The sequence below is a fragment of the Malaciobacter halophilus genome, from assembly GCF_002837275.1.
Lineage (GTDB): Bacteria > Campylobacterota > Campylobacteria > Campylobacterales > Arcobacteraceae > Malaciobacter > Malaciobacter halophilus.
In genome coordinates this window covers 1-15,454 of sequence record NZ_NXIF01000023.1, presented here as the reverse complement: position 1 = coordinate 15,454, position 15,454 = coordinate 1, and the positions used below count along the sequence as shown (strand labels likewise).

16 protein-coding genes and 1 pseudogene are annotated in these 15,454 nt (G+C 27.8%); 5 read left to right on the top strand and 12 right to left on the bottom strand.

All coding sequences use genetic code 11. The annotated features are described in order from the left end of the window. Positions 1-38: 38 nt before the first annotated feature. The 5 genes from CP960_RS05665 to CP960_RS05645 all read left to right on the top strand — a co-directional run bounded on the left by CP960_RS05665 (position 39) and on the right by CP960_RS05645 (position 3,085). Entirely contained in the window at positions 39-392 is a 354-nt protein-coding gene (locus tag CP960_RS05665; protein WP_228152023.1) for a cytochrome c family protein, read from the top strand. Between the two features lie 71 nt (positions 393-463). Next, a complete protein-coding gene (locus CP960_RS05660; protein ID WP_101184444.1) occupies positions 464-1,000 on the top strand; it encodes a 50S ribosomal protein L25/general stress protein Ctc in 537 nt (178 codons plus the stop codon). Between the two features lie 7 nt (positions 1,001-1,007). Beyond that, positions 1,008-1,559 carry an aminoacyl-tRNA hydrolase gene (gene pth / locus CP960_RS05655; protein ID WP_101184443.1) on the top strand — a complete coding sequence of 184 codons (552 nt, stop codon included), beginning with the start codon at positions 1,008-1,010 and terminating at the stop codon, positions 1,557-1,559. A 2-nt stretch (positions 1,560-1,561) separates the two neighbouring features. Further along, complete coding sequence (locus CP960_RS05650; RefSeq protein WP_101184442.1) at positions 1,562-2,629, top strand: LptF/LptG family permease; 1,068 nt, start codon at positions 1,562-1,564, stop codon at positions 2,627-2,629. Between the two features lie 9 nt (positions 2,630-2,638). After that, complete coding sequence (locus CP960_RS05645; RefSeq protein ID WP_101184441.1) at positions 2,639-3,085, top strand: NUDIX domain-containing protein; 447 nt, start codon at positions 2,639-2,641, stop codon at positions 3,083-3,085. On the opposite strand, the gene CP960_RS05640 is transcribed toward CP960_RS05645, so the two are convergent. From CP960_RS05640 to glyA, 12 genes and pseudogenes are all read right to left on the bottom strand, one after another. After that, complete coding sequence (locus tag CP960_RS05640; protein ID WP_228152021.1) at positions 3,048-4,358, bottom strand: N-acetylmuramoyl-L-alanine amidase family protein; 1,311 nt, start codon at positions 4,356-4,358, stop codon at positions 3,048-3,050. The genes CP960_RS05645 and CP960_RS05640 overlap by 38 nt on opposite strands. A 95-nt stretch (positions 4,359-4,453) precedes the next feature. After that, positions 4,454-5,530, bottom strand: a complete 1,077-nt coding sequence (locus CP960_RS05635) for a nitronate monooxygenase (protein WP_101184440.1) — start codon at positions 5,528-5,530, stop codon at positions 4,454-4,456. A gap of 11 nt (positions 5,531-5,541) precedes the next feature. Further along, the gene (tyrS, locus tag CP960_RS05630) at positions 5,542-6,750 is read right to left on the bottom strand and encodes a tyrosine--tRNA ligase (protein ID WP_101184439.1); all 1,209 of its coding nucleotides are present in this window, start codon (positions 6,748-6,750) and stop codon (positions 5,542-5,544) included. Between the two features lie 20 nt (positions 6,751-6,770). Then, positions 6,771-8,915, bottom strand: coding sequence for a RelA/SpoT family protein (locus CP960_RS05625; protein WP_101184438.1), 2,145 nt, complete (start codon positions 8,913-8,915; stop codon positions 6,771-6,773). A gap of 42 nt (positions 8,916-8,957) precedes the next feature. Further along, a complete protein-coding gene (locus CP960_RS05620; RefSeq protein WP_101184437.1) occupies positions 8,958-9,179 on the bottom strand; it encodes a DNA-directed RNA polymerase subunit omega in 222 nt (73 codons plus the stop codon). A gap of 12 nt (positions 9,180-9,191) precedes the next feature. After that, positions 9,192-9,899 (bottom strand): UMP kinase, encoded by a 708-nt coding sequence (pyrH, locus tag CP960_RS05615; protein ID WP_101184436.1) that lies wholly within the window; start codon positions 9,897-9,899, stop codon positions 9,192-9,194. Positions 9,900-9,964: 65 nt separating this feature from the next. Then, positions 9,965-11,032 carry an ATP-binding protein gene (locus CP960_RS05610; protein ID WP_101184435.1) on the bottom strand — a complete coding sequence of 356 codons (1,068 nt, stop codon included), beginning with the start codon at positions 11,030-11,032 and terminating at the stop codon, positions 9,965-9,967. Continuing rightward, entirely contained in the window at positions 11,029-11,955 is a 927-nt protein-coding gene (gene pdxA / locus CP960_RS05605; RefSeq protein ID WP_101184434.1) for a 4-hydroxythreonine-4-phosphate dehydrogenase, read from the bottom strand. The genes CP960_RS05610 and pdxA overlap by 4 nt, the downstream gene beginning before the upstream one ends. Beyond that, the gene (locus tag CP960_RS05600) at positions 11,952-12,731 is read right to left on the bottom strand and encodes a pyridoxine 5'-phosphate synthase (protein WP_101184433.1); all 780 of its coding nucleotides are present in this window, start codon (positions 12,729-12,731) and stop codon (positions 11,952-11,954) included. The genes pdxA and CP960_RS05600 overlap by 4 nt, the downstream gene beginning before the upstream one ends. A gap of 86 nt (positions 12,732-12,817) precedes the next feature. Then, complete coding sequence (locus CP960_RS05595) at positions 12,818-14,230, bottom strand: anthranilate synthase component I family protein (RefSeq protein WP_101184432.1); 1,413 nt, start codon at positions 14,228-14,230, stop codon at positions 12,818-12,820. Positions 14,231-14,242: 12 nt separating this feature from the next. After that, on the bottom strand, positions 14,243-15,175 hold the full coding sequence (locus CP960_RS05590; protein ID WP_101184431.1) for an SPOR domain-containing protein: 933 nt from the start codon (positions 15,173-15,175) through the stop codon (positions 14,243-14,245). Between the two features lie 12 nt (positions 15,176-15,187). Beyond that, positions 15,188-15,454: pseudogene (gene glyA, locus CP960_RS05585) on the bottom strand (serine hydroxymethyltransferase); the annotation flags it as partial.

The following is a 15,454-nucleotide window of genomic DNA, read 5'->3' as shown; positions in this document are numbered from 1 at the left end:
GATATAATACCAAAAACATTTTTACACAAAGGTTAAGATTGAAGTTAGCATCTTTATTACTTTTATTAATAACTAATATACTTTATGCAACCCAAGATGATAACTCTTTTATTACAAAGTTTGAATATGGAGCAATGCTATATGAAAATCCTAGAGGAATAGGGTGTAATAAATGTCATGGTAATGGTAAAAAAGAGGTTATTATTGCTAAATATAGAAATAAAAAAGGTGCTTTAAAATATATAAAAGCACCTCCTATTAATAATGTAAATTTTAAAGATTTTAAATCAAAACTAAGAGCGGACAAAACTGAATCTTTAGTAATGCCAACATATTTTTTAACTGATGAGGAGTTAGAGTCTTTATACTTTTATATACAAAAGCTAAAATAAGCTTAATTTAAAGCTAATATTAATAATAACTTAAGTATAATGCGCAACTATTTTAAAACAAAGGAATGTTTATGTTAGAGGGTATCGTAAGAGATAGTATGACAAAACAAGAAACTAAATCTTTAAGAAGAGATGGTTACTTAATTGCTAATATCTATGGTAAAGGTTTAGAGAATATTAATGCTGCATTTAAAATGAATGAGTTTATTAAAACTTTAAAAGCTAAAGAAACACTATCATTTGATGTATCTGTTGGTGGAAACACTTTCAAAGTTGTTGTTCAAGAGTATCAAAAATGTCCAATCACTTCAGACTTAGTTCATGTTGATTTAATGGTTGCACAACCAGGTGTAAGAACTACTTATAAAGTTCCTGTAAAAGCAGAAGGTACACCTATTGGTCTTAAGAATAAAGGTTTATTTATTTTCCATAAGAAAAGAGTTCCTGTTAAAACAACTTTAGAAAATTTACCTGAAAGTTTCACTTTAAATATTGATAACTTAGATACTGGTGATAATATCTTAATTAGAGATTTAGACTTACCAGAAGGTGTAGAGTGTTTCTTAGACCCAAGAGTACCAATCGTTGGTGTAATTAAGGCTAAGTAATTTTAATATGGCTTTAATTGTTGGACTTGGAAATATAGGTGAAAAATATCTATTAACTAGGCACAACATAGGTTTTATGGTCATCGATGAGATGGCCAAAAATCTAAATACTACTTCTATAAATAAATCAAATTTTAAAGCAGATGTTTTAAAATCTTCAAATGACTTACTTGTAAAACCAAAAACTTTTATGAATTTATCTGGTGATGCAGTTATTGCAATTAAGAACTATTATAAAATTGAAAATGAAGATATTATTGTTATTCATGATGACTTAGATTTACCTTTTGGAGCTGTTAAGTTTAAAATTGGTGGTGGTCATGGTGGTCACAATGGTTTAAAATCAATTGACTCACATATAGGAAAAGATTATATAAGAGTAAGAATAGGAATTGGAAAACCAGAAAATAAAGAAGATGTTGTAAATTATGTATTAAACAACTTTTCAAAAGAGGAATTAAATAGATTAAAAGATATAATACCGCATACTATCAAAGCCATAGACGCACTAAAAAGTGAATCTATAAATGAAGTAAAATCTAAATTTACATTGAAGTAATAATGAGCGTATTAACAAAATATATTTTACAAAAGTATCTTAAAAGTTTTTTAATTGTTTTAGTTTCCCTACAACTATTTTTTGTGGGTATTGATTTTTTTCAAAATATGAAAAGTCTTCCTGAATCTGCAAACTTACAGTTATTATATCTATTTTATAATAGTTTTTTTACACTTACTTTGACTTTACCTTTATCTTTGGTATTTGGTTGGATATTGACACTAGTAATTTTAATTAAAGGTAATGAGTTAGTTGCATTTATTGCACTTGGTGTTAGTAGAAGAAGAATCTATTCACCAGTTTTAAAAATATCTTTTTTACTTTTAGTTATTCTTATTGCTCTTCAAGCAACTCCTTTGGCATACTCATATGAGCAAAAAAGTAAAATTTTAGATGATGAATATTTTATTAGTACTAAATCAGATATCTTTTTGAAATATAATGATTATCATATTTTCTTTCAAAAACTTTATCCAATAGAAAAAAGAGCTGAAAATATACATATTTTTAAGGTTCAAGATAAAGATTTAGTTGAGAGTATAGTTGCAAAAAAAGCATATTTTCAAAACAATAGATGGTATGTAATAGATGCAAAAGTTACTAAAAAACCTAAAAATATTGATTTTCACTCTTCAAAAATAGAAGTTAGGCATGAAAAGTTTTTACATACTCTTGAAGGCTTTAAACCAAAAATACTAAACAATGTATATGAAGCAAAATCAACTTTTTCTATTGTAGATGCAATCTCTGCACTTATACTTTTGGATAAACAAGGTATAAATACAGATAAAATAAGAGCAGCTTTATATTATGAAGTTGTAGTTGCTTTTTTTATTTTGCCATTAATTATATTGATTTTTGCATATGCAGCTTTAAATAGTAGATTTTTTAATATAGGAAAATTTACTTCTTTATCTATATTTTTTACGCTTGTATCATGGGGAGTTTTCTTTTTATTACATAAATTTTCAAATAATGGTACACTTTTACCTGAAATATCTCTTCTTTTACCTATGTTTTTATGGTACACTTTATCTTTTATTGTTTATAAGAAAAAAACTTCTTATTAAAGGAGAAATATGGGTAGAAATATTAAAGCATATGGAATTGCTTTATATAAAATAGAGAATAAGAAAGTAAAACTTTTACTTTGTAAATCAGTAAAGAGTCAAAATAGATGGGGCTTTTTAAAAGGTGTTCAATTAGGAAAAGAGAGTGCAAAACAGTGTGCTAAAAGAGAGTTCTTTGAAGAGTCTAGTTTAGATGTTAAAATTGAAGATTTTGAAGAGTATTTTGAGCAAAAAAATAAACAAAAAGATATAGGAATTTGGTTAGTCAATGCCAAAAATGTAAAAAATTTACAAAAATATTTTTTTGAAGATAAACTTAATAATAACTATTTGTCTTGGGAAAATAGTAAAGTTAAGTTTTTTGATATAGAGGAGTTACCCTCTTTTAAAAAGAAACAAAAAGAGCTTATTTTAAAGGTTAAGGATTTTTTAAAAAGTAAGAATCAATTCCATTAGCAATACCCTTTGCTAAAAGTTTTTGATAGTTTCTTTGGTATAATCTTTTCCCTTCTGTAGGATGAGATATATATCCTACTTCTATCAAAATTGAAGGCATTTGTGCTCCTACTAGAACCCAAAAAGGACCTTCTCTTACTCCACCATCAACAGTATCTTTATATTTTTGTTTTAGAGAATAAAGCATATTTTGTTGTACATCAATTGCTAACTTGTTAGATGCTGTTATTTTACTTTGATTTAGGACTGTTAAAAAAGATCTTTGAGTAGCTTTACTCATCTTTCTAATATCACTTTTATTCTCTTTTGCTGCAACTCTTTTTGCTCTAGCACTTCTTGCTGGACTTAAGAAAAATGTCTCAACACCTCTTACTTTATGAGCTTTACTTTTTGCTATTGAATTTGCATGTATTGAAAGAAAGATATCTGCATTTTTTTTGTTTGCAAGAACTGTACGGTTTCTAACTTTTATAAACTTATCCCTTGTTCTTGTAATATATACTTTATATCCTCTTCTTTTTAAAATATCATATAAGTATTTTCCTACTGCTAAAACAACTTTTTTCTCATATCTTTTATTAGGGCCTACTGCTCCAACATCTTTTCCCCCATGACCAGCATCAATAACTACTACTTTTCTTTTGTATCTATTTACATTTATTATACTTCTTGAGGTATTTGTCGTTTTTGATGAATTAAGTTGTGTTGTGCTTGAGTTTGCATTTGAACTTATATTTAAAAACTTAATAATAATTCTTTTTTTATTAATAATATATATAGGCTTTAGTTTATTTTTATCTCTTACTTTTATATGAAGTAAATTACTCTTTTTTTGAATTATATATATTCTATCAACTCCTGAAATTTTAAGTTTTGTTGGAGCAGCATCTTTATATGAACCTTTTATATCAAAAAGATATAAATTAGAGTATTTTGTTTTATCAATACTATAATCTATATGTTTTTTTGTTACATTTGTATAAAAGTCTAAAATAATCATATTGTTTTTTGTAAATACATTTTTTACAGTATAGTTTGAATTTTGGTTTGTTTGTTTTTTTATAGTTGGCTTTTTAACTTCTTTAGGTTTTGAAATAGTTTTTTTTGTAGATCTTTTTACTTCTTTTACAACTGTTTTATTTGATAGTTTTTTTAGTTCATTTTCATATTTAGTAGTGTCATGATTTAACTGTTTACCATATTTTATTACATTTTTTAGATATTTAACTTCTAAAGCAGTATCATTTTTTAATACTGCTCTTAAGTAACTCATTCTATTTGCATCATACTTTTGAGCAATAGTTTGTGCAAATGCTGAGTTTATACTAAATGCTAATAATAAACATAGTAGTATTTTTTTTAAAATGACTATTCTCCCTTAGTTAGTTTTTCCATAAGTTCATGAACAGATATTAATTTATCAATTTTATATCCATTTGAACCTGTGAAAAATAGTCCTGTATCCATATCACCTTTATATGCTGCACCTAATCTATCAGCAATACAATAACCAACAATCTTAGCCTCTTGACCTCTATTACAAGGAGAAACACAATTTGAAATACAAGCAACCTTAGGTGCAGTTTTAGTCTGCATAGAGGCTTGTAAATTAGTCATTACAGCACGTGCAGGTAAGCCAACAGGTGACTTCATAAGTTTTATGTCTTCTTCTTTCGCATCCATTAAGACTTTTTTCATATTTATATCAACATCACATTCATGTGTTCCTATAAATCTTGTAGCCATTTGAACACCAGCACAACCAAGAGATAAAAATTTATCAATATCATTTTTATCCCAAATCCCACCAGCTGCAATTATAGGAATATCATCTCCCCATTTTTTAGCTTCCTCAATTACTGGTCCTACAATATTTTCAAGTTGATACTCTTCTTGAAAGCATTGTTCATATGTAAAACCTTGATGTCCTCCTGATTTTGGACCTTCAACAATTACTGCATCAGGTACCTTATCATATCTTTTCCATTTTTTACAAATAAGTTTTAATGCTCTAGCACTTGAAACAATAGGTACAAGTGCTACATCTGGAAAATTTTTAGTATATTCAGGCATATTTGTTGGAAGTCCCGCTCCTGTAATAATAATATTAATACCTGCTTCACATGCATCTTTTACAACTCTACCATAGTCATTGATTGCATGTAAAATATTACATGCTAAGGGTGCATCTGCGCAAATTTTTCTAGCATTTTTAACAATAGTGTGTAAAGCCTCTTTAGAGTAAAAATTTACAACATCAACTGGTTTGTCTTTTTTTGTTTTTATCGAAAACTCATCACTTTTATAATAACCAGTTCCAACTGCTGAAATTACTCCAAGACCTCCCTCTTTACTTACACTTCCTGCTAGTTTATCCCAACTTATACCTACACCCATACCCCCTTGGATAATTGGATGTTTAATCTCATACTTTCCTATTCTCAAAACTAGCCCTTTTATTTTATTGTAATCTTTGCAAAATTCTTTTTACCTTTTTGTAAAATAAATTCTCCAGATTCTAAATTAAGTTTCTCATCAGTTACTTTTTCTTGATTTATCTTCACAGCACCCGCTTTAACATCTCTTCTTGCTTGTGAAGTTGAGTTTACAAGTTTTGCATCAACCAATGCTTGACAAATCCAAATACCTGAATCAAACTCGTATTCTGGCATATCAGTTGGAATGTCTTTTTTTGCAAATATTTTTTCAAACTCTATTTTTGCAAGTTCACCTGCACCTTTACCATGGTATCTATCAACAATTTCCATAGCAAGCTCTTCTTTTACTTTTTTAGGGTGTAAACTCTCATTTTCTACACCTTCTTGTAATTGTTTAATCTCTTCTAACGATTTTGTAGATAATAGTTCATAATATTTCCACATTAAATCATCTGAAATAGATAAAAGCTTACCAAACATATCATTTGCTTTATCTGTAACACCAACATAATTACCTAAAGATTTTGACATCTTTTGAACCCCATCTAAACCTTCAAGTAAAGGAGTCATTAAAACTGCTTGTTGTTTTTTACAATCATATGCTTTTTGTAAAGTTCTTCCCATTAAAAGATTAAACTTTTGGTCTGTTCCACCCATTTCAATATCTGTACCCATAGCTACAGAGTCGTATCCTTGAAGTAAAGGATAGATAAATTCACTAACTGCAATTGGAGTATTTGATGAGTATCTTTTAGAAAAATCATCTCTTTCTAACATTCTTGCAACTGTTAAATTAGATGCAAGATTGATAATCCCACCAGTTCCTAATTGGCTTAACCATTTGCTATTAAACATTACTTCTGTTTTTTCAGGGTCTAAAATTTTAAATACTTGTTCTTTATATGTTTCTGCATTTTGTAAAACTTGTTCAGTACTTAAAACTTTTCTTGTTTCACTTTTTCCTGTTGGATCTCCAATTGTTGCTGTAAAGTCACCAATTAAAAATTGAACAATTCCACCATATCTTTGGAATGTTGCAAGTTTTTGAATAAGTACAGTATGACCTAAGTGTAAGTCAGGTGCAGTTGGATCAAAACCTGCTTTAACATAGAAGTTTTCACCTTTTTCATAAAAGTTTCTAACTAATTTTTCAATAGCTTCTATATCAATTATTTCTGCACATCCTCTTTTGATTTCTGATAGTGCGTTTTTAATTTTCTCTTCCATTCATCCTCTTTTATAAATTATTATTTATTATAAGCATCTTTTTTTGAAAAAAATTCAATAACTTTTGCTTTTTGTTCTACAATTTTTCTAACTTCTTCAACATTTGAGTTATTTATTTCGAACTCTATATCACAGTATTGTCTATAAGAGTGTTTTTCTCTACCATAATCAACACTTAGTATATAACCTTCATATTTTGACATGTACATCAATAATCTTGCTAATTCACCTTTTGTATTTGCAAGGGAAACTACCATTTTGTATGGATATAGTGTATCTTTTGTCCATTTACAAAATAGCATACTTTTTTTTGATTTTATTTTTTTATATGCTTTATCACACATTTTATGGTGAATAATTGCTTTATTACCATCTTTGAAAGCTACTATATCATCTCCAAATTTAGGATGACAACAGTGGTCAAATGATACAGAATTTATACTAAAATTCGAATATATTAAAATATTATCAAATTTGTACTTTTTGATTTTGCTTGCAAGAATTTTAAATCTTGTTACAAGTCCATGCTCCTTTATTAATCTTGTTTCTATTTGTTTTTTTATATTTCTTAAAAAATCAAGGTTATTTACAACTTTATGAAGTGAATCAAAATTATATGCTGTTGTTATTTCATCAGTATATCTATTAAAAATTGTATTAATAATATTTTTGCCTGTTAATTCATTTAATTCTTTTTGTCTATGAGAGCAAAGCATTTTTATCTGTTTTTTAGCTCTATTAGTTTTTACCATATCTATCCATGAACATCTTGGAATAGGTTGGTCAGTGGTTTTAATAGATACAATATCTGAACTTTTTAGTTCTGTTAATAGTGGTTTTTTTATTTTATTTATATAGCATTCAAAAGCATTTTTCCCAACATCAGTATGAACTGCATAAGCAAAATCATAAGCAGTTGCTCCTCTTGGAAGATTAAAAGTATCTCCATGTGGTGAATAAACTACAATCTCTTCTGAGTATAAATCATCTTTTGTATCCGCATAAAACTCTTCAACATTTTCATTTGAAAACTCTAAAGATTTAAGCCAGTTTAAATTTGGACCATTTTTCGCACCACTTTTATATTTCCAGTGAGCAGCAATACCATACTCAGCAATTTTATGCATCTCAAAACTTCTAATTTGTATTTCATAAATTTTTGAGTTATAAAATACAGTTGTATGAATAGTTCTATATCCATTCTCTTTTGGTGTTGATACATAATCTTTAAACCTTGAAATTAGAGGTTTATAAGCTAAATGAAGATGTCCTAAAACTTTATAACAATCAATCTCTTCAGGAACTAATACTCTAATTGCTAATAAATCAAGAACTTCATCAATTGTTACACCTTTTCTTTGCATCTTCAAATAAATAGAGTAGTGGTGCTTAATTCTGCTTAAAATTTTAACTTTTGATGAATCATAACCATTTTTTTCTAAAATAATTTTAGTATTTGCAATAAAATTATTAAAAGTTAATTGTATTGCATGTTGATGCTCTTTTATAAAATCATCAATTTTTTTATACTCTTTTGGATAAATATAATAAAAAGCTAAATCTTCAAGATGATTTTTAAGTGTAGAAATACCTAATCTATGAGCAATTGGTACATAAACAACTAGTGTCTCTTCTGCGATTCTTTTTTGTTTAAGCTCAGGTAGTGCATCTAAAGTTAGCATATTATGAAATCTATCACAAAGTTTAACAAGTAAAACTCTTACATCATCAATAGAAGCAATTAGCATCTTTCTAAATGTCATTGCTGAAGAGATTGTTTTAGCTTCTGAAGTTGTTAAGTTTGAAGAGAATTCACTCTCTCTAATCTCAACAATTTTAGTTAGCCCATCAACCATATGTGCAATATCTTCGCCCCAATTATCTTTTACAAAATCAAGTTCATACTCTGTATCTTCTACTACATCATGAAGTAGTGATGTAGCAATTACTGCTTCGTCTGGACTAAAGTATGCTGTGATTGTTGCAACAAGTAGTGGGTGCACTGCATAAGGCTCACCACTTTTTCTAAATTGATTATCATGAGCTTTAATAGTAAAGTCAATAATCTCTTGGAGTTTGGGAGTTATTTTAGTATAGTTTTTCAGTTCAGCAATAGCATCTTCAATTGTGTTGATGCTTTGAATTTTTTCTATAAATGGATTCATAACATTACATAAAGAGAATTATAAAAGCAAAAGCTTTTATAATTAGTCCTCTTTATCTACTAAACCTTCAATAACTAATAATCCATTTGCAATCTCATCAATTGCAATATCAGTATATTTCATATTTTGTGTATTTTGTTCAAGTAATGGCTTTGCTCCTTTACTTAACTCATCTGCTCTTTGTCCAACAGCAATTGATAAAATATATCTATCGTTATTTACTCTTTCTAAGGCTTTAGCCATTCTCTCTTCTAATCTTAGCATTAAATATCCTTTTTATTTAACAATTGAACATTTACTACAATCACCATTGATGATTTTTAGTAAGTTTCCTTTTTCATTCATATTAGCAACTACAATTGGAAGTTTATTGTCTTTTGCTAATGCAATAGCAGTATCATCCATAACTTTAATATGGTCTTCTAATGCTTTATCATATGAAATAGTATCAAGCTTAACAGCATCATCATATTTCATTGGGTCTTTGTTATAAACACCATCAACTTTAGTAGCTTTAATAAGCATTGATGCATTTATTTCTGTTGCTCTTAATGTTGCAGCTGTATCAGTAGTAAAATATGGATTACCAGTACCTGCACTAAAAATTACAACTCTATTTTTTTCAAAGTGTCTAATAGCTTTTCTTACAATAAATGGTTCAGCAATTTGTTCCATTTTAATTGCAGTTTGTAATCTTGCATTTAAACCTTTGTATTCTAATGCTTCTTGCATGGCAACACCGTTAATAACAGTTGCTAACATTCCCATATAATCTGCACTAGTTCTTTTAATTACACCATCAGCAGCAGCAGTAACACCTCTAATAATATTACCTCCGCCAATAACGATACCAACTTCTATACCATTATCAACCAAACTTTTAATCTCTTCTGCGATATAGTCCAAAATTTGAGTATCTATACCGTAACCTTCTTCACCAGCCAACGCCTCACCAGAAAATTTAACAAGTACTCTTTTATTCATTTATTTCCTTTTAGAATTTCGTGATTATATCTAAAAAAAAATTAATAGTGATTTAAGCCAAAGCTTTAACTAACTGCCCATTGAAAAAATGGAACAACTTCAACTTCAATATCATTTATAAAAAAGTTCTCATTGTAACCTACTGTAACAATATCTATTTTTGAAATAGTGTGTTCTTTTAAAACTTTATTTAGTTTTTTTTGGACACCTTTTTTTAATAAAGGATTAAAAAAGGGAATTGATAAAATTAAATAGTTTTGTGATGGGATAAAAAAATCAATATTATCAAGATAAAATATATTTTCAAAGTTTACTTCAAGTTGTAGAAAAACCATATTTGTAAACTCATTTTTAAACTTTTTCGAATGGGATATTGCATTTAAAAAAGCGTGATTATATGAGTAGATTTTTTTTACTGCTTTTTCTTGATTATATTTAGGTAAAAAGTATACTAATCCAGAGTTTTCAAAGGTTTTAACAGTGGCATAAAATTTATCTTTTGAAATTTTTATATGATTTTTTAGGGTATTAAAAAGCTGAAATAGAGATTTTTTCTCATCAATATTCAAAAATAACACTTTTAAAATCTGTTCATAAGTGCTATCTTTAGCATAAAGTCTTAGAATTTCTTGCAATCTTCTTTCTTTATTATGCTCTTCAAGATTTACAACTCCTGGCATATTCCCATATTTTAAGAAGTTATTAAATGCTTGTGTTGCAGTATGAAATCTATTCTCATGAAGTAAGTACTCTTCAAAATCAAGTGCTTTAACTTGAAGTTTATCAAACTCTTTTAACTCTATATTATTGTGTCCTGAGATAATTATATTTTCACATTTTGGTAGTTTAAATGAAAAATCAAAATTTTCTAATACTAAAACTTTAATACTATTTTGAAGTATAAACTCTGCTAAATGAGTCTTTATCTCTTCTAAATCATTTCTAAAATCTTTAAAATCTATATAGATATAATCTTTTGTGTTAAAACTTGCGAGATAGTCATATATAAGGTAAGTCTTCCCACATTTTGGAGCACCAAAAACATAAGTTTTTGGGTTTTGTATTTTGACTTTTCTTTCTAAAAAGTTTATTTTTGAAAAGTCAAGCTCATAACATACTTCTAAACTTTTCATACTTTTGTATTTATTAGATTTACTGCTTCTTTAACAGCATTGATGTAACTTTTTGAGTTAACTTCTTTATTTTTATAAGCAATATCAAAAGCTGTTCCATGGTCAACTGAAGTTCTAATAATTGGAAGGTTTAAACTTACATTTATACTTTGGTCAAAATATAAAGCTTTTAATGGAGCTAATCCTTGGTCATGGTACATACATACAAAATATTTACAAGATTTTCTATTTGCTTTGGAAAAAGCAGTATCAGGTACAATAGGACCTTTAAAAATTGATTTTTTTAAAATTCTATTTGCATTTTTAATAGCTTTAAATATCTCCACTTCTTCATTACCTAAAACTCCATTATCACTTGCATGTGGATTTAGGCCTAAAACTTGAATATTATCTTGTTTTACATTTTTGTAAAAATCACATAAAAATGTTGTTAGCTCCTCTTCTTTAATTTTTTTAGGAACTTTTTTAAGTGCAATATGTTCTGTATAAAGTGCAACAAACATTTTTTTGCATCCAAGCATCATAATTGCATTTTGTCCAAAGTAGCTTCTCAAAACTTCTGTATGTCCTTTGAAATCTATTTTTGCTTTATTCCAAGACTCTTTATTTATAGGAAGTGTAACTACTGCACTTGTTTGTTTTTGTTTAGTTAATGTTATTGCATCAATAAAAGAGTTATATGAGTATTTCCCACTTTTTTTTGATACTTGTCCTGCTTTAATTTCAAACTCTCCTTTAGTTTTAAAAATTTCAAAATCTTTAGGTACATGAAGATTTAAAAGAGTAGCAGCTTGATTTAACATCTTTTTGTTTATGCAGTAAATTGGTTTACAAAGTTTTTTTATTTTTTCATGATTTTGTAAAGCTATTTGTATTCCAATACCATTTAAATCACCAATAGAAATCGCTATTTTAGGTCTCATTTGATTAACTCTTTCATATCTAAAATTGCTTGATACAATCCAGTATAAACTGATCTTGCAATGATACTTTGTCCAATGTTTAATTCGCTAATTGATTTAATTGAAGATATTTTTTTAACATTTTGATAGTTTAAACCATGTCCTGCTGCAACTTTTAAGTCTAATTCTACTGCTTTATTTGCGGCTTTTTTTATCTCTTTTCTTGACTCTTTTAATAGTTTATTTAATTCACATCTTGGAAGTTCTAACTCTTTTATACTATGGTGAGAATTAATTAAATTTGAGTGTAACATTGCATAAATATTTGCAAATCTTCCTGTATGTAGCTCCACCCATTCAACATTTAATTTAGAACTTAATTCAATCATCTTTTTGCAAGGGTCAATAAATAATGAAACTTCAATCTCATTTTCTTGAAGTTTTTTTATAGCATTTTCAATTTTTTTATAGTTTGTTTCTAAATCAAGTCCACCCTCAGTTGTAACTTCTTCTCTATTTTCTGGAACTAAAGTTGCTCTTTGTGGTTTTAGTTTACAAACGATATCTATTATTTGTTCATTTATTGAGCATTCAAGATTTACAGGTAGAGTTGAGCTTTGTATAATCTTTTTTGCATCATCATCATGAATGTGCCTTCTATCTTCTCTTAGATGAATAGTAATTTGGTCTGCATTGGCTAATTTGCATACTCCCAATGCATCAAGTGGGTTTGGGTCATTGATTTTTCTAGCTTCTCTTAAAACTGCAATGTGGTCTATATTTACACCAAGTAGCACTATATATCCTTTTTGTAAATTTTTAAATATGTTATCTAATATTTGATTTTATAAGAATAAAATATGATGAGTTAAAAGAGTATCTTTTAAGATAACTCTTTTAATGTAGCTATATTTGCAGCTAGTTTATTGTGAACTTCAAGATATTCAAGTTCGTTTTCAGAATCAGCAACAACTCCTGCACCTGCTTGAAATACTACTTTGTCTTCTGTAAGTAAAGTTGTTCTAATTGTAATTGCACTATCCATATTTCCATCAAATCCAAAATATGCAATACTTCCACTATAAAAACTTCTTTTAATGCCTTCAAATTGTGCAATAAGTTCCATAGCTCTAATTTTAGGTGCACCTGTCATAGTACCAGCTGTAAATGTTGCAGCAAATAAATCAAACATGTCATATTGTTCATCAATTACAGCTTCTACATCTGAAACAATATGCATAACATGAGAGTATCTTTCAATTCTCATCAGGTCACTTACTTTTACTGTGCCTGCTTTTGCAACTCTTCCTACATCATTTCTTCCTAAATCCACTAACATTATATGTTCAGCTCTTTCTTTTGGATCACTTATAAGCTCTTGCTCCATTTGTAAATCTTTTGCAACTGTTTTACCTCTTTTTCTAGTTCCTGCAATTGGTCTTAAAAGTAGATGGTTATCTACAAGTTTTATCATAACTTCAGGAGAACTTCCAGCAATACAAAAATCTTCATACTCTAAAAAGAATAGATATGGACTAGGATTTTTACTTCTTAGTGCTCTATAAAAACTAAAGTGGTCAACTTTTGCTTTTTGAATAAATCTATTAGACATAAGAATTTGAAATACATCTCCACTTCTTATTTTTTCTTTAGATTTTCTAACCATTTCAAAAAATTGCTCTTTTGTATAGTTGAATTTTCCTTCATCTAAGATTGTAGCTTTTTTTAATGGAGTAAAAATATAAGGCTTATTAAGTAACTCTTCTTCTATTATTTCAAGTTCTTGTTTATACTCTTTTAATGAAGTAACCATAACTAATTTAGAGGTTTTATGTGAAAAACCTAAAATCATTTTAGGTCTTATTAAATCAACATCAGGGATATTTAGTTGGTCTTCTAAGTTATTCATAGATTCTTTAAGTTTTGGCTCAAACTCTTTTCCAATATCATAACCAACACTTCCAATAAAACCATCAATTAAACCAATCCCTAACTCTTTTGCTTTATCTTTAAAAACTTGTTTATCAAATTTTTTATAATATTTTTGAAGAAATTTCAGTGGATTTGATTCTACTTGATGTATTTTTCCTTCTTCATCTTTATGAAAACATTTATTATCTTTGTACCAAACTCTTTCTCTATCTCCTACAATTATAAAAGAGTAGTTGCCTTCACTTGAGTTAATAGTACTTTCAAATAAAAAAGTAATTTCATCTTTATAAAGTTTTTTTACTTTTTCATAAATTGAAACAGGTGTAAATTGGTCTAAAAATAGCTCTTTTGAATAAAATGTCATAATCAAGTGCCCTTAAAATCTTAAGATAAAAGCACTTGATATATTTAGCTTTCTTTTAATTATGGACATGTTCTGTTCAGCACTTGCTCTATTTTTATATGGTCCAATTAATACTTTATTATAAACTTTTCCATTTACTGTAACTTTATAAATAGTGTAGTTAAAACCATTAGCTTCAATTTTTTGTAAATATTTTTTTGCAGGTTGTTTAGAAAAAGCTCCTACTTGAACAAAAGTACCTTTTGGTTTTGAGCTAGTAGTTACTTTTTTTACAGGTTGTTTTAGTGGCTCTTTTTTAGAAACCTCTTTTTTAACAACAGGTTTTTTAACCTCTTTTACTACTTCTTTTTTAACCTCTTCTTGTTTTGGTTTAATACCAAAAACATCAGGTTTTGCTTTTTTTTCTTCTACTTTTTTCTCTTTTTGTTCAATTGAATCGATATTTAGCTCATTTTCATCAACAGCTTGTTCTTGTGTTTGATTTGTTTGCTCTTTTATATTTTTCAATTTTTCATCTATTATTTTTTGATATTGTTGTTCAATACTATCATTTTCTAAACTTTTTTCTTCTTGCACTGTTTCATCTTGATTATTAAATGAATCCTCTTGATTATCAGGACTATTTAAAAGACGAATAATTACAATTGTTAGTAAAAAAAGTATTATTAAAACAAGTCCTAAAATAAGATACTTTCTTTTATTTGTTTCATTTGATTCACTTGAAGCCGTAGAGCCATTTAACATAATATCTCCTAGCTCTTGATCTGCAATATCAACTTTAACCGCATCATCATCTTGCATACTTCTTTTTACAGCTGAGTATTGTTGAGAATTAGGTTGAATTGATTCTTCTTCACCTTTAAGCTGTGATAGCCTTTGTTCTAGCTCTTCTGTTTCTTGTTTTTTTTGTACTTTTTTTAAAAAGTCTTCGCCTTTAATTTCCATAACTAATCCTTATTAGTAAGTAGGTTGAGAATAAACAACAAAGTTAGAAGCAAGAGATTCAAGTTCTTTGTTTATATCATCTTGAAGTTTTGTGTTTTCAATGTCATCTAAAACATCGCAAATTTTATTAGCAATAAACTCAAACTCTTTTTCTTTCATACCTCTAGTAGTAAGTGCAGCACTACCAATTCTAATACCAGAAGTAACAAAAGGACTTCTAGTTTCACCAGGAACTGTATTTTTATTAACAGTAATACCAGCTCTACCAAGAGCAGCATC

Bases quoted from the DNA above. Each gene is read 5' to 3' on its own strand.
- CP960_RS05640 (WP_228152021.1), bottom strand. From the start codon at position 4,358: ATGAGTTACTTAAGAGCAGTATTAAAAAATGATACTGCTTTAGAAGTT.
- tyrS (WP_101184439.1), bottom strand. From the start codon at position 6,750: ATGGAAGAGAAAATTAAAAACGCACTATCAGAAATCAAAAGAGGATGT.
- CP960_RS05660 (WP_101184444.1), top strand. From the start codon at position 464: ATGTTAGAGGGTATCGTAAGAGATAGTATGACAAAACAAGAAACTAAA.
- CP960_RS05625 (WP_101184438.1), bottom strand. From the start codon at position 8,915: ATGAATCCATTTATAGAAAAAATTCAAAGCATCAACACAATTGAAGAT.
- CP960_RS05650 (WP_101184442.1), top strand. From the start codon at position 1,562: ATGAGCGTATTAACAAAATATATTTTACAAAAGTATCTTAAAAGTTTT.
- pth (WP_101184443.1), top strand. From the start codon at position 1,008: ATGGCTTTAATTGTTGGACTTGGAAATATAGGTGAAAAATATCTATTA.
- pdxA (WP_101184434.1), bottom strand. From the start codon at position 11,955: ATGAGACCTAAAATAGCGATTTCTATTGGTGATTTAAATGGTATTGGA.
- CP960_RS05610 (WP_101184435.1), bottom strand. From the start codon at position 11,032: ATGAAAAGTTTAGAAGTATGTTATGAGCTTGACTTTTCAAAAATAAAC.
- pyrH (WP_101184436.1), bottom strand. From the start codon at position 9,899: ATGAATAAAAGAGTACTTGTTAAATTTTCTGGTGAGGCGTTGGCTGGT.
- CP960_RS05620 (WP_101184437.1), bottom strand. From the start codon at position 9,179: ATGCTAAGATTAGAAGAGAGAATGGCTAAAGCCTTAGAAAGAGTAAAT.
- CP960_RS05645 (WP_101184441.1), top strand. From the start codon at position 2,639: ATGGGTAGAAATATTAAAGCATATGGAATTGCTTTATATAAAATAGAG.
- CP960_RS05590 (WP_101184431.1), bottom strand. From the start codon at position 15,175: ATGGAAATTAAAGGCGAAGACTTTTTAAAAAAAGTACAAAAAAAACAA.
- CP960_RS05595 (WP_101184432.1), bottom strand. From the start codon at position 14,230: ATGACATTTTATTCAAAAGAGCTATTTTTAGACCAATTTACACCTGTT.